Origin of the sequence: Lysinibacillus sp. RS11 (genome assembly GCF_042019215.1) — a bacterium.
In the GTDB taxonomy this organism is placed as follows: domain Bacteria; phylum Bacillota; class Bacilli; order Bacillales_A; family Planococcaceae; genus Lysinibacillus; species Lysinibacillus xylanilyticus_A.
The window spans coordinates 1,814,699-1,834,778 of sequence record NZ_CP168124.1 but is presented as its reverse complement, the minus strand read 5'-3'; the positions used below and the strand labels follow the sequence as shown (position 1 = coordinate 1,834,778).

General features: G+C 35.5%; 19 protein-coding genes. 6 read left to right on the top strand and 13 right to left on the bottom strand.

All coding sequences use genetic code 11. The features are described 5' to 3' along the window. The first annotated feature begins 17 nt into the window (after positions 1 to 17). Positions 18 to 410 carry a DUF5367 domain-containing protein gene (locus AB9L17_RS09130; protein ID WP_068985647.1) on the top strand — a complete coding sequence of 131 codons (393 nt, stop codon included), beginning with the start codon at positions 18 to 20 and terminating at the stop codon, positions 408 to 410. 44 nt (positions 411 to 454) lie between these two features. Here AB9L17_RS09130 and AB9L17_RS09125 read toward each other — a convergent pair whose 3' ends face one another. After that, positions 455 to 625 carry a hypothetical protein gene (locus AB9L17_RS09125; protein ID WP_223554931.1) on the bottom strand — a complete coding sequence of 57 codons (171 nt, stop codon included), beginning with the start codon at positions 623 to 625 and terminating at the stop codon, positions 455 to 457. 165 nt (positions 626 to 790) lie between these two features. Here AB9L17_RS09125 and AB9L17_RS09120 point away from each other — a divergent pair, with 165 nt between their 5' ends. Further along, positions 791 to 1,153 (top strand): VOC family protein, encoded by a 363-nt coding sequence (locus AB9L17_RS09120; RefSeq protein WP_068985649.1) that lies wholly within the window; start codon positions 791 to 793, stop codon positions 1,151 to 1,153. A gap of 284 nt (positions 1,154 to 1,437) precedes the next feature. Further along, positions 1,438 to 2,370: a C40 family peptidase gene (locus tag AB9L17_RS09115; RefSeq protein ID WP_083227074.1), complete on the top strand. Its 933-nt coding sequence runs from the start codon at positions 1,438 to 1,440 to the stop codon at positions 2,368 to 2,370. Positions 2,371 to 3,193: 823 nt separating this feature from the next. On the opposite strand, the gene AB9L17_RS09110 is transcribed toward AB9L17_RS09115, so the two are convergent. The 3 genes from AB9L17_RS09110 to AB9L17_RS09100 form a co-directional block, all read right to left on the bottom strand. Beyond that, positions 3,194 to 4,579 carry a UDP-N-acetylmuramoyl-tripeptide--D-alanyl-D-alanine ligase gene (locus AB9L17_RS09110; protein ID WP_375200439.1) on the bottom strand — a complete coding sequence of 462 codons (1,386 nt, stop codon included), beginning with the start codon at positions 4,577 to 4,579 and terminating at the stop codon, positions 3,194 to 3,196. Between the two features lie 168 nt (positions 4,580 to 4,747). Then, on the bottom strand, positions 4,748 to 4,873 hold the full coding sequence (locus tag AB9L17_RS09105) for a hypothetical protein (protein WP_375200438.1): 126 nt from the start codon (positions 4,871 to 4,873) through the stop codon (positions 4,748 to 4,750). A 211-nt stretch (positions 4,874 to 5,084) separates the two neighbouring features. Then, on the bottom strand, positions 5,085 to 6,479 hold the full coding sequence (locus AB9L17_RS09100; RefSeq protein ID WP_068985651.1) for a Mur ligase family protein: 1,395 nt from the start codon (positions 6,477 to 6,479) through the stop codon (positions 5,085 to 5,087). Positions 6,480 to 6,629: 150 nt separating this feature from the next. Here AB9L17_RS09100 and AB9L17_RS09095 point away from each other — a divergent pair, with 150 nt between their 5' ends. Further along, entirely contained in the window at positions 6,630 to 7,832 is a 1,203-nt protein-coding gene (locus tag AB9L17_RS09095) for an ATP-grasp domain-containing protein (RefSeq protein ID WP_375200778.1), read from the top strand. A gap of 87 nt (positions 7,833 to 7,919) precedes the next feature. Here the strand turns inward: AB9L17_RS09095 and AB9L17_RS09090 are convergent, their stop codons facing one another. From AB9L17_RS09090 to AB9L17_RS09075, 4 genes are all read right to left on the bottom strand, one after another. Then, complete coding sequence (locus tag AB9L17_RS09090) at positions 7,920 to 10,091, bottom strand: YheC/YheD family protein (RefSeq protein WP_083227075.1); 2,172 nt, start codon at positions 10,089 to 10,091, stop codon at positions 7,920 to 7,922. A 194-nt stretch (positions 10,092 to 10,285) separates the two neighbouring features. Beyond that, positions 10,286 to 10,717, bottom strand: coding sequence for a hypothetical protein (locus AB9L17_RS09085; RefSeq protein ID WP_068985653.1), 432 nt, complete (start codon positions 10,715 to 10,717; stop codon positions 10,286 to 10,288). A 281-nt stretch (positions 10,718 to 10,998) separates the two neighbouring features. Next, positions 10,999 to 11,334, bottom strand: coding sequence for a DMT family transporter (locus AB9L17_RS09080; RefSeq protein WP_068985654.1), 336 nt, complete (start codon positions 11,332 to 11,334; stop codon positions 10,999 to 11,001). Positions 11,335 to 11,348: 14 nt separating this feature from the next. Beyond that, the gene (locus tag AB9L17_RS09075) at positions 11,349 to 11,675 is read right to left on the bottom strand and encodes a DMT family transporter (protein WP_068985655.1); all 327 of its coding nucleotides are present in this window, start codon (positions 11,673 to 11,675) and stop codon (positions 11,349 to 11,351) included. 287 nt (positions 11,676 to 11,962) lie between these two features. On the opposite strand from AB9L17_RS09075, the gene AB9L17_RS09070 reads away from it, so the two are divergent. After that, positions 11,963 to 12,673: an SUKH-4 family immunity protein gene (locus tag AB9L17_RS09070; RefSeq protein ID WP_068985656.1), complete on the top strand. Its 711-nt coding sequence runs from the start codon at positions 11,963 to 11,965 to the stop codon at positions 12,671 to 12,673. Positions 12,674 to 12,787: 114 nt separating this feature from the next. On the opposite strand, the gene AB9L17_RS09065 is transcribed toward AB9L17_RS09070, so the two are convergent. The 3 genes from AB9L17_RS09065 to AB9L17_RS09055 all read right to left on the bottom strand — a co-directional run bounded on the left by AB9L17_RS09065 (position 12,788) and on the right by AB9L17_RS09055 (position 17,088). After that, the gene (locus AB9L17_RS09065) at positions 12,788 to 14,056 is read right to left on the bottom strand and encodes a DUF5068 domain-containing protein (protein WP_375200437.1); all 1,269 of its coding nucleotides are present in this window, start codon (positions 14,054 to 14,056) and stop codon (positions 12,788 to 12,790) included. A 565-nt stretch (positions 14,057 to 14,621) separates the two neighbouring features. Further along, entirely contained in the window at positions 14,622 to 16,136 is a 1,515-nt protein-coding gene (gene opuFB, locus AB9L17_RS09060) for an osmoprotectant update ABC transporter permease/substrate-binding subunit OpuFB (RefSeq protein ID WP_068985658.1), read from the bottom strand. Beyond that, the gene (locus AB9L17_RS09055; protein ID WP_375200436.1) at positions 16,129 to 17,088 is read right to left on the bottom strand and encodes an ABC transporter ATP-binding protein; all 960 of its coding nucleotides are present in this window, start codon (positions 17,086 to 17,088) and stop codon (positions 16,129 to 16,131) included. Before AB9L17_RS09055 ends, opuFB begins: the two co-directional genes overlap by 8 nt. A 661-nt stretch (positions 17,089 to 17,749) precedes the next feature. On the opposite strand from AB9L17_RS09055, the gene AB9L17_RS09050 reads away from it, so the two are divergent. Continuing rightward, positions 17,750 to 18,430 carry a glucosaminidase domain-containing protein gene (locus AB9L17_RS09050; protein WP_223554949.1) on the top strand — a complete coding sequence of 227 codons (681 nt, stop codon included), beginning with the start codon at positions 17,750 to 17,752 and terminating at the stop codon, positions 18,428 to 18,430. A gap of 52 nt (positions 18,431 to 18,482) precedes the next feature. Here the strand turns inward: AB9L17_RS09050 and AB9L17_RS09045 are convergent, their stop codons facing one another. Next, entirely contained in the window at positions 18,483 to 19,298 is an 816-nt protein-coding gene (locus tag AB9L17_RS09045) for an SH3 domain-containing C40 family peptidase (RefSeq protein WP_068985661.1), read from the bottom strand. Then, the gene (locus AB9L17_RS09040) at positions 19,295 to 20,080 is read right to left on the bottom strand and encodes a serine hydrolase (protein ID WP_068985662.1); all 786 of its coding nucleotides are present in this window, start codon (positions 20,078 to 20,080) and stop codon (positions 19,295 to 19,297) included. The genes AB9L17_RS09045 and AB9L17_RS09040 overlap by 4 nt, the downstream gene beginning before the upstream one ends.

The following is a 20,080-nucleotide window of genomic DNA, read 5'->3' as shown; positions in this document are numbered from 1 at the left end:
CGTTAGGAGGAACCACAATGCCATTCTTTTTATGTTGGGGGTTTGTGATTTGGCTTGTAGCAAGTGCTGTATTCCGATTAATGGGGCATTACTTTTTTATTCCTGACGAACCTTTATTCATGATTAGTGCTTACATTTTAGTTATTCCGATTATCTGGATAGTAACTATCCCCGTCTATTCTTTGAAAAAGTTATCTGACTCAAAGCAACTTCAAGCAGCCATTTGCATCGCATTACCTGGGATGCTCATCGATGCAGTCGTATTATTATTTTTTGATACTATTTTCACGAATTTACCAGCTGACGTAGATCGCTATTTTGCTTCATGGCTGTTATGGGCCTATTCCCTCATTGTTCTTACTGGTTTTATGAAAGTTTCTTATAAAACAAAAAACAGACTCATACCATAACGTAAGGTTGATTTCCGTTCCGACTAGGCGCTTTGTTGCTGCCGCTACGTTAGCACTACGCTTTCGCACAGAGCAAAGCTTCCTGGGGGCGTCCGATGAGCCGCTTGGGCCAAAAGGATGTTGGTCACGAAGGCGTTATCACAGGACGTGATGCTTTTAGCCTTCGTTCCTCTACCTGCTCGCTCCAGGGTCTCATCTGTGACGCTAACCCCCAAGGAGTCGCCAAGTCTCCACTCCAATCAACTAATATACAGGGCATATATTTTAAAAAATGTCATCCACAACTTTTGATGATGAGCCAAAAAAGACCAGACTTGGAAGGGTTTAAAAACATCATTCTAGAATTAAGTATAGAATCAATCATTTAAGGGGGAAGAAAAATGATTATTGGCTTACACCATGTTCAAATTACTATTCCAAAAGGCCAGGAAGATCAGGCCAAACATTTTTATTGTACGATATTAGGGCTAAATGAGATTGAAAAACCAGATTCTCTTAAAGGACGAGGCGGATTTTGGTTACAAGTCGGCAATAAAGAGGTACATATAGGAACCGAGGATGGCTTCGATCGATTAACGACGAAGGCTCATATTGCCTACCAAGTTGAAAATATAGACTACTGGAAACAAGTATTAGTCGAACATCATGTAGAAATTTACGATTCAGTGCCTATTCCTCATTTTGAACGTTTTGAATTTAGAGACCCATTTGGTAATAGAGTTGAGATGATTCAGGAAAATTAAAAAGCCCTTTTTGTACTGCTCCAACGATGTTAGGAAGTCCTCTAACATCGTTGGAGCAGTTTATGATTTCATGCAATCTACAAATAATACATCCTACTGAAACATTTGTAATGAAACTGTAAACTCTCGCGATGAAGCCTTTTATATCAAGCGTTGAAAGCCTATTTCAAAAAGGCGTGGTAACAATTACCTCAAAGAAGCCCTACTTTTTCATGCTACGATTAATTCCAATGGCAAGCCAAAACAGGATTTATCCTAAATAAGCTTCAGGAGGAATTAACAACATGAATAAACGATTTTTAACTACAACATTAGCATTGACGATCGGTTTTAGCACAGTGGGGATGGTACAACCTACTGTTCATCCAATAGAAGTAGAGGCTGCAACAACAAATGCCCAAAATAACGCACAGGCCGTTTCTGCGAAAGCAGATCAATTAATTCAAACCGGTAAAAGCTTAATTGGTAAGGCAACATACAGTAATTCCGTATATAAGCCTACGTATCCTTATAAATTTTCATGCGCTTCATTTTTAATGTACATTTTCGAGCAAAACGGTGTTGACCTAGGCACTTACAATGAAAATTATATGATTCAACAAGGAACATATGTAGCGAGAAATCAATTACAAAAAGGCGATTTACTATTCTTTAAGAGTAAAAAGACAGGAACAGACCCTGATCACGTAGGTATGTATATCGGAAATAATAAAATGATCCACATGGCTGATTCTAAACAAAATATTATTATTTCTGATTTAAATAGCAAGCCATATTACACAGAAAATTATGTCTCTGCTCGCAGAGTCTTACCTACCTTACTGTCAGCTAACCCTGCAACGAAAGGCGATAAAATTGTTGAAAACGCCTTAAATTATAAAAATAAAGTAACAATTAGCTCAACGAATAATGAAAAGAATCTACGTTTTACAGCACCAGGATACGTAGAGTTTATTTATCGTAAGAGTGGCGTTAATCTTGGTACAACCAATTTACAACAACAAATGAACGTCGGAACAACAGTTTCACGTGCCAATTTAAAAAAGGGCGATTTGGTGTTCTTCAATAGTACAACAGGCTCTAAAACCCCTTCAATGGTAGCTATCTATGCTGGTGATCATCGTATCATCATTCCAAATTCTGATGGTGTTATGACAAGAGTACTATTGGTTGACTATTATAAAGACCACTTTATTACAGCAAAACGTGTGTTTTAAAAAAGTTCAACTCTAACTGCTGATCATTTCTACTACCTAAACAGTGGAGTGGACCGGAATTTCTCTCCTATTAACGTCGTTTTTAGTTTAAATAGAAGTAAAAAAGCATTCCTTTAGGATGAATGATATTATCCCCTTCAAGTAGAAAATGTTAAAAGAGCTACAGTAATCTGTCATTAACATTCTACTTAAGGGGATTTTTCTATGCCTAGAAAAAATAATTCGTATTACAGTAGAAGCTTTTTTATTTGCATTTTATTATTTAAATTTGCCAAATAGATAAAATAAACCATTTTAAGTTTGTCGGATGAACTTTAATAGAAACCGACACTAACTATAAAAATTAAAAATAAAAATACCATCAGCATGAATCGCACAAATGCATGTCTAATTTCTTCATTACTTTCAGCTATTTTTATTTCTTTTCTATATTTGAACCAACTACATAATGTTGTAATTGTAATAAGAATAAATATAAAAATCTTCATATAATCTCCATTCATCTCTTTAAATATTTTATACGAAGCAATAAGCGCAAAATAAGTTCAATCAAAAATTTCAAACACTAATAATATATCTTTTATTTCTTTAAAAATGAATCTAATGTTCATCAATCATTTCCAATCTAGATTTAACCTCAGGCTTTTCAAAAATATTACCTATAGGATGAAGTGATACAAGTAGTTGAAGAAAATCTATTCTTTTCGCTTCCAAAAACAACTCAACCATCTGGCACCGATAGAATATCGACACCAGATGGTTGCTTAGTCTCTTATAAAGCTGTCTACTTGACAGGGGTAACCTCAGAAGCTTCTTTTTCTATTTATATATTTTTTAGGTTATTGGCAAATTCAATCATGGATCTACTAGACATCGGTCCCTTGATAAGCACTATCGTATCTTGATCAAGCTTTGGTTTCAAAATATCTAAAACGCCTGTAACATCTTGAAACTTATGAACTTCTGCGCTTGTTCCTTCCTTTAGCACTTGTTCTGCAATAGTCTCTGCTCTTTTGCCAATCGTAATCAGTGTATCAATTTTTCTTTGGGCGACCATGGAGCCTATTTCACGATGATATTTTTCTTCGTAATTACCTAATCGCTTAATATCTCCTAAAATAAGGATGACTTTTTTATCTTTTCCTATCGTATCTATAACTTTTAAAGCTGCTTCAACAGATGTCGGGTTATTTGTCCACGTATCATCTACTATCGTACTATCACCAATACCTGTCGAAAGTTCTAAATGCCTTGCCATCGGTTTATATGATCGCAAACTTGAAATGGCATGACGAATGGACAGTCCCATTTCTTTTATGGCCGCGATAGCAGCTAATGCGTTATATACTTGGTGTTCACCGTAGCCAGGGACAAATACATTGTACTTTGCATCGGAGACCTGTAAAACAAACCTCATGCCGTTATCTTGAAATTGTATTTTAGACGCTTTGTAATCTGCTTGTTCATGTAATCCGACAGTAATAATCTTTCCCTTAAAAGTATGCAAAGGGATCTTCTTGATATTTTCATCATCGCCATTGATAATCAAGATGCCGTTATTCCTTATTCCATCTATAATTTCTGCCTTCGCTTTAATATAGCCTTCAAGGTTTCTACAGCCATCTAAATGATGCACACCAATATTTGTAATGATGCCAATAGTCGGCTGATAAATCATACACTGATGCTTAATATTCCCTGTATTTCCTAAACCTAACTCAAATATTGCTGCTTTCGTTGTGTCATCGATACCTGTCAAATAAGGTAATGATTGCCGAGGTTCGTTTTTACTACTTATAGATGCTTGAACATTCCATTCTCTACTTGCTATATGTTTAATCATTTCTTTTGTCGTTGTTTTTCCACATGTACCTGTCAAAGCAACCACAGGAATTTTGAACAGACCTCTGTAATATTCGATAAACTTCCAGTATGCCTGCACAATACTTTTAACCTGTATAACAGTTGTATTCTCTAGTGCGTTTTTCAGCTCTGTTGTTGATTTATTTGATAACACTAGAGACGGACCCATACGATTGATCTCTTGCCAGTTTATTTTATCATTTTTACTAACAAACATTAGTGTATGACTTTGCGTCAAATCGTGTCGATTATAATAGATGGCATGTTTGACAGACCAATTTTCAGAACCGCTTATCAATTCCCCCTGTAGTAATTTCCTAATATCACTCACACTTATATGTTGCAAGGACTATTCCCCCTCTCTTTATCCAATATCTCTCTAATCAACTGGGTATTGTTTGGCTCATCACCATAAAGAGTGGTTGATTTCTGTTCTGACCGGGCGCTTTGTTGCTGACGCGCTTCGCTTTCGCACAGTTAAAACATTTGTTGCTGTCGCTTCGCTTTCGCACAGTTAAAACATTTGTTGCTGTCGCTTCGCTTTCGCACAGTTAAAACATTTGTTGCTGTCGCACAGAGCAGAGCTTCCTAGGGGCGTCCGATGAGCCCCAGGTAGTCGCCCAGCCTCTACTCTACTCAACCTATATAGATGGCAAACGTTTTATCAAATGTCATCCACAACTTTTGGTGATGAACCTGTTTTTTGGCCAATTTTCCAACATTTCTCGTATGGACTTCTGTTTTATTCCTTTTTATCTTCTTTCCAGAGCGCTCCTTTCTAGCAGAATACAATATATTAGTAGAGAAACACTCTGTATGGCACAGTCATGATCCCACACGATTAGTTGAGACTATTCAGCTGGGGGTACAGTTTTTACCTTTAATTTTGCAGCTAATTCAAAAATTTGTTTACTATACATATCTCCTTTAATGAGAACAATCGTATTTTCATCAATAAGTTTTTGTAATAATTTATAGACGAACGTACTATTTCTAAATGTATAAACATGTGAACTAAATCCTAACTCAATGGCATGGTCCGCCATAATGCGTGCATGCTCCCCTATTGTAATGAGTACATCGACCCCAATCCGATTAATTAACTCTCCCGCCTGCTCGTGAATAGTATATCCCCAAGAGCCTAAATCTGTAATCGTTCCAATTATTGCAATCTTTTTCTTACCTACTCCAAGCTCATTCAAAACCTTTAATGCGGCTTCCAAAGAAGTGGTCGTAATACTCCATGTATCATCTAATAACACGGAATGATTAATGCCCTCAAAAAGCTGAAGCTGCTTATTCAAATGTCGGAATGATTGCAGTTGTTCAGCTGCCATAGGAATAGGAATACCTATTTCATAAACGGCTGCAATGGCTGCAAGCGCATTATATACTTGATGCTCACCAAATCCTGGTACAAAGATTTCATAGCTCATCTTTTTATGATGAACGTTAAACAACATACCATTTTTGTGGTAGCGAATATCACTTGCTCGAAAATCACTGGATTTATGCTTACCTACTTTAATGATTTTTCCGCGAAACCTCGATAAATCTATTTTGCGTGTGTTGACATCCTCAGCATTAAGGATTAATGAGCCTGCGGGATCAATAATGTCCAGCATTTCTCCCTTTGCCTCAATATAACCCTCCAACGTTTTACAATAATTTAAATGATGGGCTCCTATATTGGTAATAACACCAATAGATGGCTTAAAATATTTTCCTGCTTTTCTGACATCCCCTGGTGTTCCAACAGCAGTTTCAAAAACAGCCGCTTCAGTTTCATCATCAATGCTCAGTAAATATTGTAAAGAAGCTGTTCTAGAATTGCTGCTTAGCGTAGTGGCTGTCACTTTTTTTTCAGCAGAAAGAATATGTTTAATCATTTCTTTTGTCGTTGTTTTTCCTGAAGTGCCTGTAATCGCAACGATTGGGATATTAAACTGACTTCGATAAAAATGTACAAATTTCCAATAGGCCTCATCTACATTTGCTACGTTAATAATGATTACTTGACTAGGAATCTCTTTTGGACTATAAGACCAATCCGTTACTAGCACTAGAGGAAAAAGTGACTCTAGACTTTTCCAATTAACAATATGTTTATCCGTAAAAAGGGCTGTATTTGTGTTTTTCACTTGCTTTAGTCGATAAGCACCATACTGAATGAGCACTTTCTCTGACCCATGCACTAGTTTACCTGCAGTAATCATGGTTAAATTCTTCACCGAAAGAGGCTTCATATTTTCTCTCCCTCCTTTCTTTTTCTAGTATATGTAGCACGCATAAAGTTGCTTGGATGTAGACATGATACATAACTAGAAGAAAACTATGTGTTTGCATATATATATAGATGATTAAGTAACTAAGTACCAATAGAAGGAGTGATATATCTGAAAGCCATTGTATTTATCGGTACAAATAAATCCGGGTCAAGTCGCGAAGCAACAAGAGCAGCAGAAAGATTGGGCTACTTTACAATACTTTTCACCAACAATGAAAAACAACTTCAACAGCGAAAAGCCTACCCCGACATTCATAAAATGATTCTTATTGACACTTTGAACATTGAAAAAATGAAAGAAGAAATTAATAAATTATCTAGAAATGGATTTGAGATTAAAAGTGTTGTTAGTTTTGTTGATCCATTTGTCCATATTGCTTCTATTTTGTGTGATGAATTTTGTCAAAACTATACATCTTCATCCGCCATCGAAATAATGGAAGATAAAGAGAAAACAAGACATCATTTAAGGGACCAAAGTTATTCACCTCAATTTGCCCTAATTAAACCAGACGAAACCATTTCTAATAATATGGGTTTTCCATTGATTGTGAAGTCTCCAAAATCAACGGGCTCCAAAGATGTGTTGTTAGCAAAAAATTCAGCTCAGCTTAATAATCACCTCAAATCTCTTCGTAGTAAGAATCCAAATGAGACAATTATGATTGAAGAATACCTTGATGGCCCACAATATTTAGTGGAAGCCATCGTTTTTCAACACCAAGCTCATGTAATAGGCATTATTGAACAAGAAATCACAAAGGGGAAACGTTTTATCATTACCGGTTATGGCGTAGTCGTCAAAGCTCCTGCGAACATTCAAACTGGGATCGAAGAAGTACTCCATTCCATTGTTAAGGCGTTTAATATTGAGAATGGTGCCCTTCATTTAGAGCTACGTTTAACACAAAATGGTTGGAAGCTGATCGAGATTAATCCTAGAATTTCAGGCGGCGCCATGAACAATATGCTACAAGCTGCTTTTGGATTTAGTTTAGTGGAAGAAACGCTTAAGTTATTTTTAGGTGAAGCCCCTAATGTCAAACCGAGGCATAGAAAATCTGTTTATACAAAATACATCATTGTTGACAGTAAAGGTATTTTAGAAAGGGTAATTGGAAAAAATAGAGCAACTAAATCACCAGGTATTGTAGAGGTATATGTCAAGCCGAAAAGAGGAACATTACTAACCCCACCTTTATCAATGGGTCATCGCTATGCATATGTCATTGCAGAAGGTAAAACATTAGCCGAAGCTAGAAATAATGCGACAACCGCAGCAAAAGAGATAAAATTTATTCTAAAAGTGTAAAATAAATTTTCAAAAAAAGAATATATTTCAAAAAAAATTGCCCGAGTACTTGTCACGTTCCAGTGGACAGTTACTCGGGCTTATAAATTATTCTTTAAAAGTTTGGTCTAAAAATTTTACCGTTTCAAACATATTCGTTTTACTTGCACCCTTTACTAAAATGGTGTCATTAGGTTTTATGATTTTCTCTAATAGTACATGCAGTTGTTCCTTATTAATAAAGTGATAAACTTTGGAAGGATTCATCCCTTTAGCTATTGCAGCATTTCCCATTTCCTCAGTTCTAAATCCGTAAGTAATGAGTAAATCTATCTCTTGCTCTTGAATGTACTCGCCAACTTTACGATATTCCTCTTCCCTTAAATCCCCTAGTTCTCGCATCTGACCTATGATTGCTACTTTCCGTTGCTTTGCAATATTCTTAAGAACATCAATTGCAGCCCGTACACCTTGAGGATGAGAATGAACAGTATCGTCTATGACGGTGATTTCATCGCGACAATTATAAATCGTTAACCTTCTTGGCGGTTTTTTGAAATTTAGTCCCGCTTTAATATCTGATGGGCTAAATCCTAAATGATCGGCCACTGCAATCGCATTGAGCGCATTATAAACATGATGTTCCCCTAAAATCGGGATATACATTTCAGTTTCTTGTCCCTGCAGCTTTATTTTAAAAGTCATACCAATATCTTTATATTGAATATCATAGGCTTTATAGTCTGCTGGGCCATGAATGCCAACTGTTAAAACCTTTCCTTTAAACTTCTGTGTTTCTAAAAGCTTAGAATTGTCATCATCTTTATTTAATACTAGTAAACCGTCTTGAGTCATTCCATGTATTAACTCTGATTTTGCCTTTGCCACCCCTCTAATATCTCCATCAAAATTACCGACATGAGCCAAACCGATATTTGTGATGATACTAATATTCGGTTGAATAATGCTACAATGATTTGTTATGATTCCAGGATAGGCCATTCCGTACTCAAGTACGACCGCTTCATGTGAAGCATTGATTTCTTCGGCGTGTTTTTTTGTATGCTCTGTCGTATTCCAATAATCTTTCGACTCAAAGATTTTCCATTTTACCGATAAGATAGAGGCAAGAAATGCTTTAGAAGTCGTTTTTCCAGCACTACCGGTAATCGCGATAATTGGTAACTTTTGCTTTTCAGTTAAATGTTTATTTTTCTGTTGAGTAATTTCACTTTGAAGTTGTTTCTTGTTCTTTGCAAGATACATTGCATATTTAATAGAATGGATCACCACATCTAATTCTAAATAAAAGGCAGGTGGGCAACCCGGCCGCCAGTTTACCTCATACATCCAAATTTTTTGATTTTCATCTAAGCCAATATCAATGCCAATTTCATCAATTACCTCACCAAATTGCACCATTTGAATGTCATCTAAATGATGGGCTAATGACAAAGAAAAATGCTCTAGCATGCGCCGGATATTATAGCTATCTTCTTCAAATTCCTGCTCCAAAAAAGGTTCTAAATAATTTGTAAAACCACCATTGTTAATATTAGGTATAATCGAGCCATTTGGGGCAATGCGCGGATAGATTGTCGTAATAATCCATTTGCCTTCCCCGTTTTTTTGCACATGCAGACGAAAATCATAAACTTGCCCTGATTTTGTTACTGATTGAATATAGGGCTGCATGATAAAGGTTCCAGTAGAAAGTTGATCAGCTAGTAATTTATCTAACTGGGGCTTCGAATAAACACTCTTTTCGCTATCCTTCCTTACCTCAAAATTAGTACTCCCTGCTTTCGAAATAAAATAGATCCCTTTTCCCTTTCGACCATCTATTGGTTTAAACACTACTTTTGGATAGGTACCCATAAACTTGTGGAACAAATCAATACTTTTCACAATCTTTGTTGGGATTAAATACTTGTCAAATTTCTTAGCTTCCCTAAGACGTTCCATAACGTTCCACTTATTTCCGATTGAATGTGTTGTAAATGGTATTTCTTTTTTTAATCTATTGATAATTCTCCTTGATACCGACAATTTTTCAGGACTTCCTGCATTGTATATTACATCTGGAAAGGGCATTTTCCTGTCGTGCCATTCGCCATCTTCATATACTTTCCCATCTATGGAACGTGTATTAAAATTCACGCTTCTTGGTGTAAAATAAAAAAATTGAGCTCCTTCTGCTTTTGCCACAGCTGCATATGCATACGATTTAATAACAGTTCTAGGATCTAAACGGTGATGTAACATCCCAATAATTATCATGCAGTAATCTCTTCCTTTCCTATAACTCTCTTTCTAATAAATTCAATCAATCCAGCGTGCATACAGACAGATTCTCTAATCATTCTGTTATTTTAGTGACTCCTCACCAAAATATGTACTTGACGGCACTCCTGCTTTTTTATATCAAGAACAGATTTTAGTATTGATTCATTTAAATAGTAAAAACATGATCATCACCATTTGGGCTCAATGATGTATTTCCCTTTTAACATATCAGGCTTTAATAATTGAATGGCCGAAATACCACTTAATTCAATAGATTTTTTTGTGGATGTTTTCTCTAACCTCACAACCTCTGTAATCAAATTCGTATCGTGCCCTTCATAATCATAGGCACGTAAAAGCGAAATAGTTCCACGACAATGTTCCCGATCAATATCCTCTATACGAAAAAACTCTGTTTCAAATTTCTTTACTGTATCCAATAGTTTTAAACGAGCACCTTTATGTGTTACTAAAAAAAAGGGTATCGTATCACTTCCGATTATATTCACAAGTAGCTGTCCAAAGTATTTAGAATGAAAATCATTCATCACATCCTGGAGTGTTTTTATGTCGTAGAGTGCTTCACATAAAAAATGATTTCTTCTGTTTTCATTATTCATTTCCCCAGCCCCTCCCAAGTCTTGTGAGACATCTATTATCAATGAACCCATTTCAACATGTTTAACACCTTCTTGTTATAATATGTAGAACTTAGGAATATGACGACTTTTTTCGTGAAAGAAACCGTATGAAGTGAAGACTACTAATGAGTGAGGATGCTCTCCATCCCCCACTGATTTTGTCTTCATCCATCGATCTTTTAGGGGAAGTTCATGAAAGAATTCTACAAAAAAAGAAAACGTCCATCATTTAAAATTTAGACGTTTTCTTGTTATGAACGCTATGTTGTCGCATTATGTCGGTCTCCTTGATTTAGAAGAAGAACACCACCAATAATGAATGTAATTCCGATGGCTGAGTAAAGATTAAAAATATCTCCCCATATAACGATTCCCACAATGACTGTTAATGCAGTGCCTATTCCAGACCAAATGGCGTATGCAAGGCTTAATGGTAACGTTTTTAAACATAAAGATAATGAATAAAACGAAATGCCATATCCAAATACGACAGCAATGGATGGACCAAAAATTGTAAATCCTTCTGAAAGCTTGAGCATCGTTGTGGCAAATACTTCGCTAACAATGGATAACGTTAAAAATAGATAACCTTTCATTAGCAACTTCCTCCTTAATGTCCACCACCAGCAAGGTTAAGAAAAACCACACCGACAATAATGAACAGAATACCAATCAATTTTTTTACATTGAATAATTCCTTATAAAACACTACGCCCACTATCGCTGTTAGTGCCGTTCCTACTCCCGCCCAGATCGCGTAGACTGTGCCAATTGCTAAAGATTGTAGGGTTAAGGATAGGAAATAAAAGGCAGTCCCGTATCCAACTACTACACCAATTGACGGTAGTATTCGTTTAAAGCCATTTGTAAGTTTCAGCATGGAGCTTGCAAAAACTTCTGAGATAATTGAAATGAATAAAAAACCAAAAGCACTCATCTATGTTAGTCCTTCCTTGTCATTTGCATGAATCGTTCAAAACACCCTCTACTGCTTCATCCGTAATCGGTGCGATATTTAATCGTTTTGCATAATACAATTCAGCAATCGTTAACCGTATAAATGATCTTTTTGCCTAATTTGAATTTTAAATGCCTTGCATATCACATTTAACGTTGACACGATTTTTGTATATTGAATATACTTTGTTCATTATACACTTCATTTTAACCGTTCCAATAAAATTCTGTATACTATTACAAAAGACAGAAAGAGAGGATATATAATTGGATTCTTTAAATACATACAGAGCCATTTTGCAAATGGACCAAAAAGGAATCTCTCCAGCTTCAATTGATTTTTTAGTTGAACATATTGGGGATGACTTTGAAAAGTTTCGCAGAAAATATAAATTTTTATCTATTTCAAAAGGATTTTTAAGAAGCTACTCCTCACTAAAGGAAATGGAATTAAAAACCGAAGTATTAAAATTAGCGCAGTCTGGTGAGGAGGCACCTTTAACGAAACTTGAAAATGACTGGTACTTTGCTGATATTATCAATAAACTACCGACTTATTTAAATTTTAAGAACTTTTATCTGATTAAAGAGCATAGCAATCATGAATACTTTGTACTCAATCGACTTAATGATGAAATTGTTTTATTAGACTATAGCCATATTGAAAACAAAGAACGCATCTATGTCAATTCATCAATAGAGACTTTTTGTCATTCGCTAGCGATCTATAAACGGTACGTCAATAAAATTACTAAATACTATAACGATTTTCGAGATCAAGAGGAAATGAAGTTTAGTGATGAAATATTAGCAATTCCTCATCAATTAAGGACGAAGTTACGAAAAATTGATTCTACTATACTTTGTTCAGAAAATAATTCTTTACACTATTGGGAGAAAAAATGTGATGACTGGGTGGAAAAACTTGCTCTACTAGAAACGTCTCATCGAAAAGGATTAGGGTTGAGAGGGTGGTAAATATATAGCGGTACTTTAAAGTGTTGAGGTGAGGACAAAATACTCATCTTGTATGAATCCCCAACAACGAAAAAATGAAGCCCTCTCAAATTAGCTTGAGAGGGCTCTTACAATTTATTTTGGTAATGTAAACGTGACTGTATGGCCTTTAGACGTATCCTTTGCATCTTTATCTCGAATTGGACCTAATTCAAGTTCAAAGGCTTTGTCTTTCCAAATTTTTTCATATTGCTCTTGGTCTAATACGAATACTTGCAATAGCTCGCCAGCTTCTCCAGCTTTAATAATGTCATTATAACTGTAATTTAATAACATACCTTCGCTCAATAAATATTGTGAGCCATCATTAACCGTTAATTTTGAAGACATAGAAGATAAGCCAATTTCATTAGCAGCTTTATTGTCTAACTTAAATTTCACTGTTAATAACGTAACACCATTTGTGAAATTGGAGAAACGAGGAGCTTCCACCTCATTTGGTGTAAATGCTGTAAACTGATACCCTTCTAAAGTAGCATTGACATCACCAATTTTTTTGCTTTCATTGATGTCGCTTTTTTCCTTCAGCATCTTCTTTTCACCCATATTTTCCATCGTTGCTTTATCTTGATAGAATGATGAGTTACTTGATACTTTTTCCGAACCAGCAGCATTTAAAGCTAGATTAAATCTTCCTTCCGAACCGATCGTAGAATCATATTTTTCTTTTTCAGTAAGCGGTAGTGGAATCATTACTGCTACAGTGCCCAGTTCATTAATTTTTGCTAAATCTGTTGCACCGAATGGATAAGCAACATATCCTGTTACCTCTTCACCCTTTTTTAGCAAATAATCTGTTGAGTAGCTTAGCTTTGTTGGTAATTGATCTTCTTCAGGAATTAACTCTTTATAGTTCGTATAATATTTATCTGCACCCGTAAATGTGATATCTAAGCTAGGCATATAATAAACATCTTTATCCATGTCATTTTTCACTGTATATTTAGCTAAAATAACACCACCATTTGTTTCCTCGTTAAATGGAATATTAAAATCAGTATGGAAATCCTTCAATTCTACTACCGAATATGCATCCAGTGAAATCGAAACATTCTCCATTTTATGTACTTGGGGTTCATTGTTTTCAAATAGAACTTTCGTTTTCCCTTGAGTTTCCTTCTCCATATAAGAAATTAAAGAAGCAAAGTCAGCTGAACCTTCAGTAGTTTCTTTTTCTTTTTTAGGCTCGTCTTTTTTAATTTTATCTTGTTCTTGTCCTTTTTCTTCCTGTGTGTTCTTTGAATTTTCATCTTTTTTTGCTTCATCTTCATTGTTTCCACAGCCACCTAGAATAATTGAAGTGGATAAAATTAGCGAAGACATTAAAAATAAACTCTTTTTCATTTCTTCCTCCAGATGTATCTTTATCATTTTTTAAGCTCAATTAAAAAACAATTTATACTAATAAAAGCAATTTTTTGAGCTGATACCCATTTTAATCCACATTTGGTTCCAAAACAACGTACATTGGAAGAAATTATACTATCGAAGCAATGACAATCCAAATATTGTTTTTTTAATAATTCAATCTTATTTTTCAATTTCCATTAATTTGCATATTCAAGCTTTTTTAAACTATTTTCTTTGAATAATAATTATAAATGTACTAAAAAAAGAGTATATTCTATAACTTTCAGAAAATAAGGATAATATACCTAAGAACATAGATACATGTGAAATCACGTATTTTCACCTTAACGTAATGGCGGCTGTCCCTTCACTTTGATGCAACTCCATCCTAAAACTAACAAAAAAGAGGCAAGGACATAACTGGTTAAAACCTTAAAAAGCGTGAGAAATCAATTTTAGAAACGTTGATTTCTCGCGCTTTTCTGATGCAAAGGTTTTTAATTTTGCTTAGAATATATAATTATGTCCCAGCCTCTACTTGTTTCATATGATGATCGTGTTACAACAGTCCAGCTTTCATTAAATATTCACGTGCCACATCTTCTACATTTTTACCTTCTACATTTACTTGATAATTCATTTCACGCATCTCATCATCTGTTATCCGATTTGCCAGCTTATTTAAAGCTGTTTCGATCTCTGGATATTTATCTACCGTCTCTTTCCTTAGTAAAGGGGCTCCTTGATAAGGTGGAAATAGTTGCTGATCATCTGCCAAAACCTTCAAATTGTATTGACGTATTTCACTATCTGTTGAATATGCATCTAATAAATCGATATTTCCTGTTTCGATCGCCTGATATCTAAGCTTGGGCTCCATTGTTGTTATATTAGACAGTGTAATACCATAACGGTTTTGAATGCCCAAATAACCATCTTCTCGATCATTAAATTCCAATGTGAAGCCAGCTTTTATCGTTTCTTGAAGAGGCTTAATGTCAGAAATTGATTGCAAATCATACGTTTCAGCCATTTCCTTTGATACAGCCAATGCATACGTATTGTTATATTTCATCGGACTTAGCATCACCATGCCAAATTTATTCATCATTCCTTCTTGTGCTTGATGATAAACATCTTCCTGATTATTATTGATGGCTTCCTCTTTTAAAAACTCAGAAATTGCCGTTCCAGTAAATTCTGGATAAATATCGATACTGCCAGATTTAAGTGCATTAAATACAAAGGAAGTTTTACCAAGGCCAGGTTTTAATTGCACCGTTAAGTCCGTTTCATTTTCAATAAGCAATTTATACATATTGATAAGAATCTCAGGCTCAGAGCCAAGCTTACCTGCAATGACAATTTCTTCTTGCTCTTTGAAGTTTAGTAGCGGCAGGATCATTAGTGATAATGCTACAATGCTAATCATGCTCAATGCTGTCATCGTTTTTCTAAAGGACAGTGATTCTAGCTTTTTTAGCAAGAAGTCGAACACTAATGCTAAAATCGCCGCAGGAACAGCTCCTAAAATAATTAGTGCTGTATTATTTCGGTCAATACCAAGCAAAATGATATCCCCTAATCCTCCTGCTCCAATTAATGCTGCTAAAGTTGCCGTTCCAACGATTAATACCATAGCTGTTCTAATTCCTGCCATGATCACTGGCATAGCGAGCGGTAATTCTACCTTCACCAACCGCTTGCGCTTGTTCATCCCCATAGCCATTGCTGCCTCTTTTAAAGAAGGATCCACTTCGTTTATTCCCGTAAATGTATTACGTAAAATAGGAAGAAGAGCATAAACAACTAAGGCAATAATAGCAGGGACTTTCCCGATGCCAAACAGAGGAATCAATAACCCTAATAGTGCTAATGAAGGAATCGTTTGTAAAACCGCACTAATCCCAATAATACTTTCCGCTATTTTCTTTTTATTCGTTAAATAGATTCCTAGAGGTATAGCAATGACTACTGCAAAAAATAGCGCTATAAAGGAAATTTGAATATGCTCTAATAAGGAAGCCAATAGCTGGCCTTTTCGTTCGCTAAATACTTCAAAAAAATTAGTCATTTGCATTACCTCTTTCTAAGGAATCCTGCGCTAAATACTGCAGCATCGATGCTCTTGTGACCATGCCAATTAGTTCTCCGTTATCGACGACACCTAAACATTCAAATTGAGCTAATTTTTGCAGAATCGTTTGTAAAGAATCGTTAGATGAAATGCTTTCTTTACAATTTCTTTCACTATCTTCATCCGTAATTGGTTTCATTACAGCTTCAAGATGGAATGGATTCATTTTATTTACCCCAATAAATTCTCTCACAAAATCATTAACAGGATTTTGTATAATTTCTTGCGGCGTTCCTACTTGTACAATTTCCACATCCCTCATCATACAAATGCGATCACCTAATTTTAAAGCCTCTTGCATATCATGCGACACAAAGACGATTGTTTTTTGTATGGCTCGTTGAAGCTCAAGAAGGTCATCTTGCAACTTCGTACGACTAATCGGATCTAATGCACTGAATGGCTCATCCATTAAAATAATCTCGGGATCAGCTGCTAATGCTCGAACAACGCCCACTCTTTGTTGTTCACCACCAGAGAGTTCTTTTGGCTTACGCTGACTATATTTGTCTGGTTCAAGTCCGACCATCTCCAATAATTCATACACTCGCTTTTGGATTTGCTGTTTACTCCATTTCTTTAATTCAGGGACTACTGCGATATTTTCTTCTATGGTCATATGAGGAAAAAGGGCAATCTGCTGAAGCACATAGCCAATATTCCAGCGTAATTCATGTATGTTATAATCACTTATTCTTTTTTCATTAATTCGAATGGTCCCTTCCGTTAAAGGAATTAAACGATTAATCATCTTTAATAATGTTGTTTTTCCACAGCCACTCGGTCCAATAAGAACAAAAAATTCTCCCTTCTTGATCTCCAAATTAATAGCCTTTACTGCGACTTGGTCATTTACATATTTTTTTGTGACATTTTCAAATGTTATCATTGTATATGCTCCTTTGGTTATGCTTTTACGTACACTATTTTTCTTCTTCATTTTCATATACGGTAAACATAGTAGATCTAGAACTAGCATTATTTTTAAAGAAACATCCTTTTTCTTCTATATAATTCACAAACTAAAATCCTTTCAAACTTTTTTTGATTCTACATCCAATGTTGGGATTGAGTTATAAATAGGAAGGATCCAAAAAAACACGAGAATGGCTCACTTTTCTTACCAGATGTTCTCCCAAATAAAAACAGTCTAATAGGCATGATGAATAGAAAATCGAATAAGTAACATGAAATTACTATTTTTTAAGAAATTAATAGCTTTTTAAAAGTTCATAATACCATTATTTGTTTTCACAAGGAACTATCCCCACTATATGTAACGGTCATTTCATTTCTAAAATATGCTGGTAATGGAGGAAACTAATTAAGTTTTTTTTCGTTTTATGAATATGTACTCTATAAAATATAAACATGACTTTATTTCTATTTATGACTCTGTAATAATTATAAATATATTAACTTTATACGAAAGGAGGGAGATGTTGTAATCTACCAACATCAATGAAACAATGAAATACGTAATAAATTTTTTTAAAGGTCTTATGATTACAATCGTAGTTATCTGTATTTCGTTTTTTATGGTGACGCAGGTGTTCAATACGAATGACAACACAGAAGAACCTGTAGTTGTCGATGATAATCCTAGTGTTGAAGAGTTTATCGGCTCCATAGCAGAAACTGCTCGGAAACTTGGTGCTGACAATGACTTATACGCATCGGTTATTATTGCGCAAGCCGTTTTAGAAAGTGATCATGGGCAAAGTGGCCTTGGCTCTTCTCCTAATAACAATTTGTTTGGCATGAAAGGTAGTTACCAAAATAACTCCGTAACATTGGAAACATCTGAGGATGATGGTTCGGGTAATATGACAACGGTAATGGCTGAATTCCGCAAGTATCCTTCTTACGAGGCATCCCTACAAGATTATGTTAAATTAATGCGCAATGGTGTTTCCTGGAACAAAGATTTCTATGCAGGTGTTTTTAAAAGCAATACGAAGTCCTATACAGATGCTACGAAGTTTTTAACAGGCTCCTATGCAACAGATTCTAAATACAATGAAAAGCTTAATGCAGTAATTGCAAAATATGACTTACAACAATATGACAGTCCTGTTAAAGATAAAAAGACGATTACCGTAGCCGACGGTGACTCCCTTATGCATATTGCGGAGGCTCATAACGTGAACGTGACGTCCATTAAACAATGGAATCAACTTCGATCTGATAGAATTGAAGCAGGCCAACAATTAAACATTTATAAATATTAACGGAAAAAATCTCCATGTACAATTTTCAACATGGAGGTTTTTTCATTACTTCTTATTTAAATAAACTACCAACAGCGGTAATAGATGTTGCCAAATCTTTTCGATATTGCGGATGCTGGTCGTCCAGACTATTTATAGTAACCTCGTTCCCACCAAGCGAAGAGTGTACATAAAGGTTATCTCCTATATATAAAGCAATATGTCCTGGGAAGTATAATAAGTCTCCCTTTTGTATGTGCTTTAGAGAGATTTCCTTGATAGGAAAACCTTCAACGATTTTGGCATCGCGATAAATATATACCCCGTTTAGCATATATGCCATAGAACATAGACCTGAGCAGTCAATTCCTAGTGGTGATTTTCCTCCCCAACGATAGGGTGTTGCTAAATAGCTAAGCGCTGTTTTTATAACATTTTCTCGTAATTGTTGGTCGAATAAGCTGTTTACTAGTATTTTTTCTTGTAGCCATTTCCTACGTACATAACCGATCTCACCTGACACTAATTGCACTGCTGCCCATTCTGGATCTAGCTCTTCAACAGCAGAAGAACAGATGATTGAGCCTTTAACAAGCGTCATCATTTTCGTGCTTTGAATTCGAGGCTGCTGCAAAACATCGGCGAAGCTTTGGGAAATAAAATGGTTTGCTTCTTGTAGCCAAGTATCCATTTTTGCTTCATCCACTAGTAAGTTAGCCTTCTGGCAATACCCTTCATAGCGATAAGCGGTTTGTATACGAACCCAGCTCTCATCAATGTCTTCCATGATTTGAACCGTCATTCCGTATAGTACCTCATCCACTAATTCTGAAGCTACATCTGGCTTTGCATGTAAATTTGCAAGCATCGACGTCACAATGGCATTCATTTAATCATCCCCTTCCGCTTCACCACATCATCATAAACAACTTTGGAAATCCGACCGATTAACTGTCTTGCCTGATCATTATTCGTAACCTCGGTAATGAATACACCGATAAGATAATCTCCAAAGTTGCTGTATACAATCCCAACATCATGATCTACCGTATCAAGACCTCCTGTTTTATGAGCAAGTTTCACATCATCTACTAAATAACGCTTTAATGATTCGTGTACACGTTGACGGCTTAAAATATCTAGCGTAAGCTCACTAAATGCTGGTGATAACAGATCTCTGCGATAAATTCGCAAAAATAGATGTGCCATATCACGTGCAGATGTCGTATTATCAAAGCCTTTTGCAAGCCTTTCAAAATCCATCATCTTGCGTTGGATTGTTGTATGCAGAAGCCCAATTTCACGAAAATATTGATTGAGTACATCCATCCCTAGAAAATCAATCAGGACATTTGTTGCTGTATTATCACTTGTAATAATCATCCACACTAAAAGCTCATAGATGGTGCTTTGCTCTAGGTGCTGCTCACTAATAACACTAAAGTCAACCCATTCTTCTGGTGCTATCTTCATTTCTTGCTCTAAGGATTTATTATTGCTTTCTAAATTGTTCAGCACAGCAAGCAGTATGGGTACCTTTATTAAGCTAGCACTTTGGAACACCTCTTCTAGCCTTTCGTTCATGAAAAATTGTTCTGTCTTCGGTTCTTTCACAAACATATGCACTTTATAAGTAGTTTCTTGTAGCATTTGTTTGATTGTCCGCTCCAT

What these genes read in the sequence shown, in the direction of transcription:
- AB9L17_RS09130 (WP_068985647.1), top strand. Translation starts at nt 18, where the DNA reads ATGCCATTCTTTTTATGTTGGGGGTTTGTGATTTGGCTTGTAGCAAGT.
- opuFB (WP_068985658.1), bottom strand. Translation starts at nt 16,136, where the DNA reads ATGACTAATTTTTTTGAAGTATTTAGCGAACGAAAAGGCCAGCTATTG.
- AB9L17_RS09075 (WP_068985655.1), bottom strand. Translation starts at nt 11,675, where the DNA reads ATGAGTGCTTTTGGTTTTTTATTCATTTCAATTATCTCAGAAGTTTTT.
- AB9L17_RS09080 (WP_068985654.1), bottom strand. Translation starts at nt 11,334, where the DNA reads ATGAAAGGTTATCTATTTTTAACGTTATCCATTGTTAGCGAAGTATTT.
- AB9L17_RS09040 (WP_068985662.1), bottom strand. Translation starts at nt 20,080, where the DNA reads ATGGAGCGGACAATCAAACAAATGCTACAAGAAACTACTTATAAAGTG.
- AB9L17_RS09055 (WP_375200436.1), bottom strand. Translation starts at nt 17,088, where the DNA reads ATGATAACATTTGAAAATGTCACAAAAAAATATGTAAATGACCAAGTC.
- AB9L17_RS09065 (WP_375200437.1), bottom strand. Translation starts at nt 14,056, where the DNA reads ATGAAAAAGAGTTTATTTTTAATGTCTTCGCTAATTTTATCCACTTCA.
- AB9L17_RS09090 (WP_083227075.1), bottom strand. Translation starts at nt 10,091, where the DNA reads ATGATAATTATTGGGATGTTACATCACCGTTTAGATCCTAGAACTGTT.
- AB9L17_RS09100 (WP_068985651.1), bottom strand. Translation starts at nt 6,479, where the DNA reads ATGAAGCCTCTTTCGGTGAAGAATTTAACCATGATTACTGCAGGTAAA.
- AB9L17_RS09120 (WP_068985649.1), top strand. Translation starts at nt 791, where the DNA reads ATGATTATTGGCTTACACCATGTTCAAATTACTATTCCAAAAGGCCAG.
- AB9L17_RS09045 (WP_068985661.1), bottom strand. Translation starts at nt 19,298, where the DNA reads ATGAATGCCATTGTGACGTCGATGCTTGCAAATTTACATGCAAAGCCA.
- AB9L17_RS09085 (WP_068985653.1), bottom strand. Translation starts at nt 10,717, where the DNA reads ATGAATAATGAAAACAGAAGAAATCATTTTTTATGTGAAGCACTCTAC.
- AB9L17_RS09115 (WP_083227074.1), top strand. Translation starts at nt 1,438, where the DNA reads ATGAATAAACGATTTTTAACTACAACATTAGCATTGACGATCGGTTTT.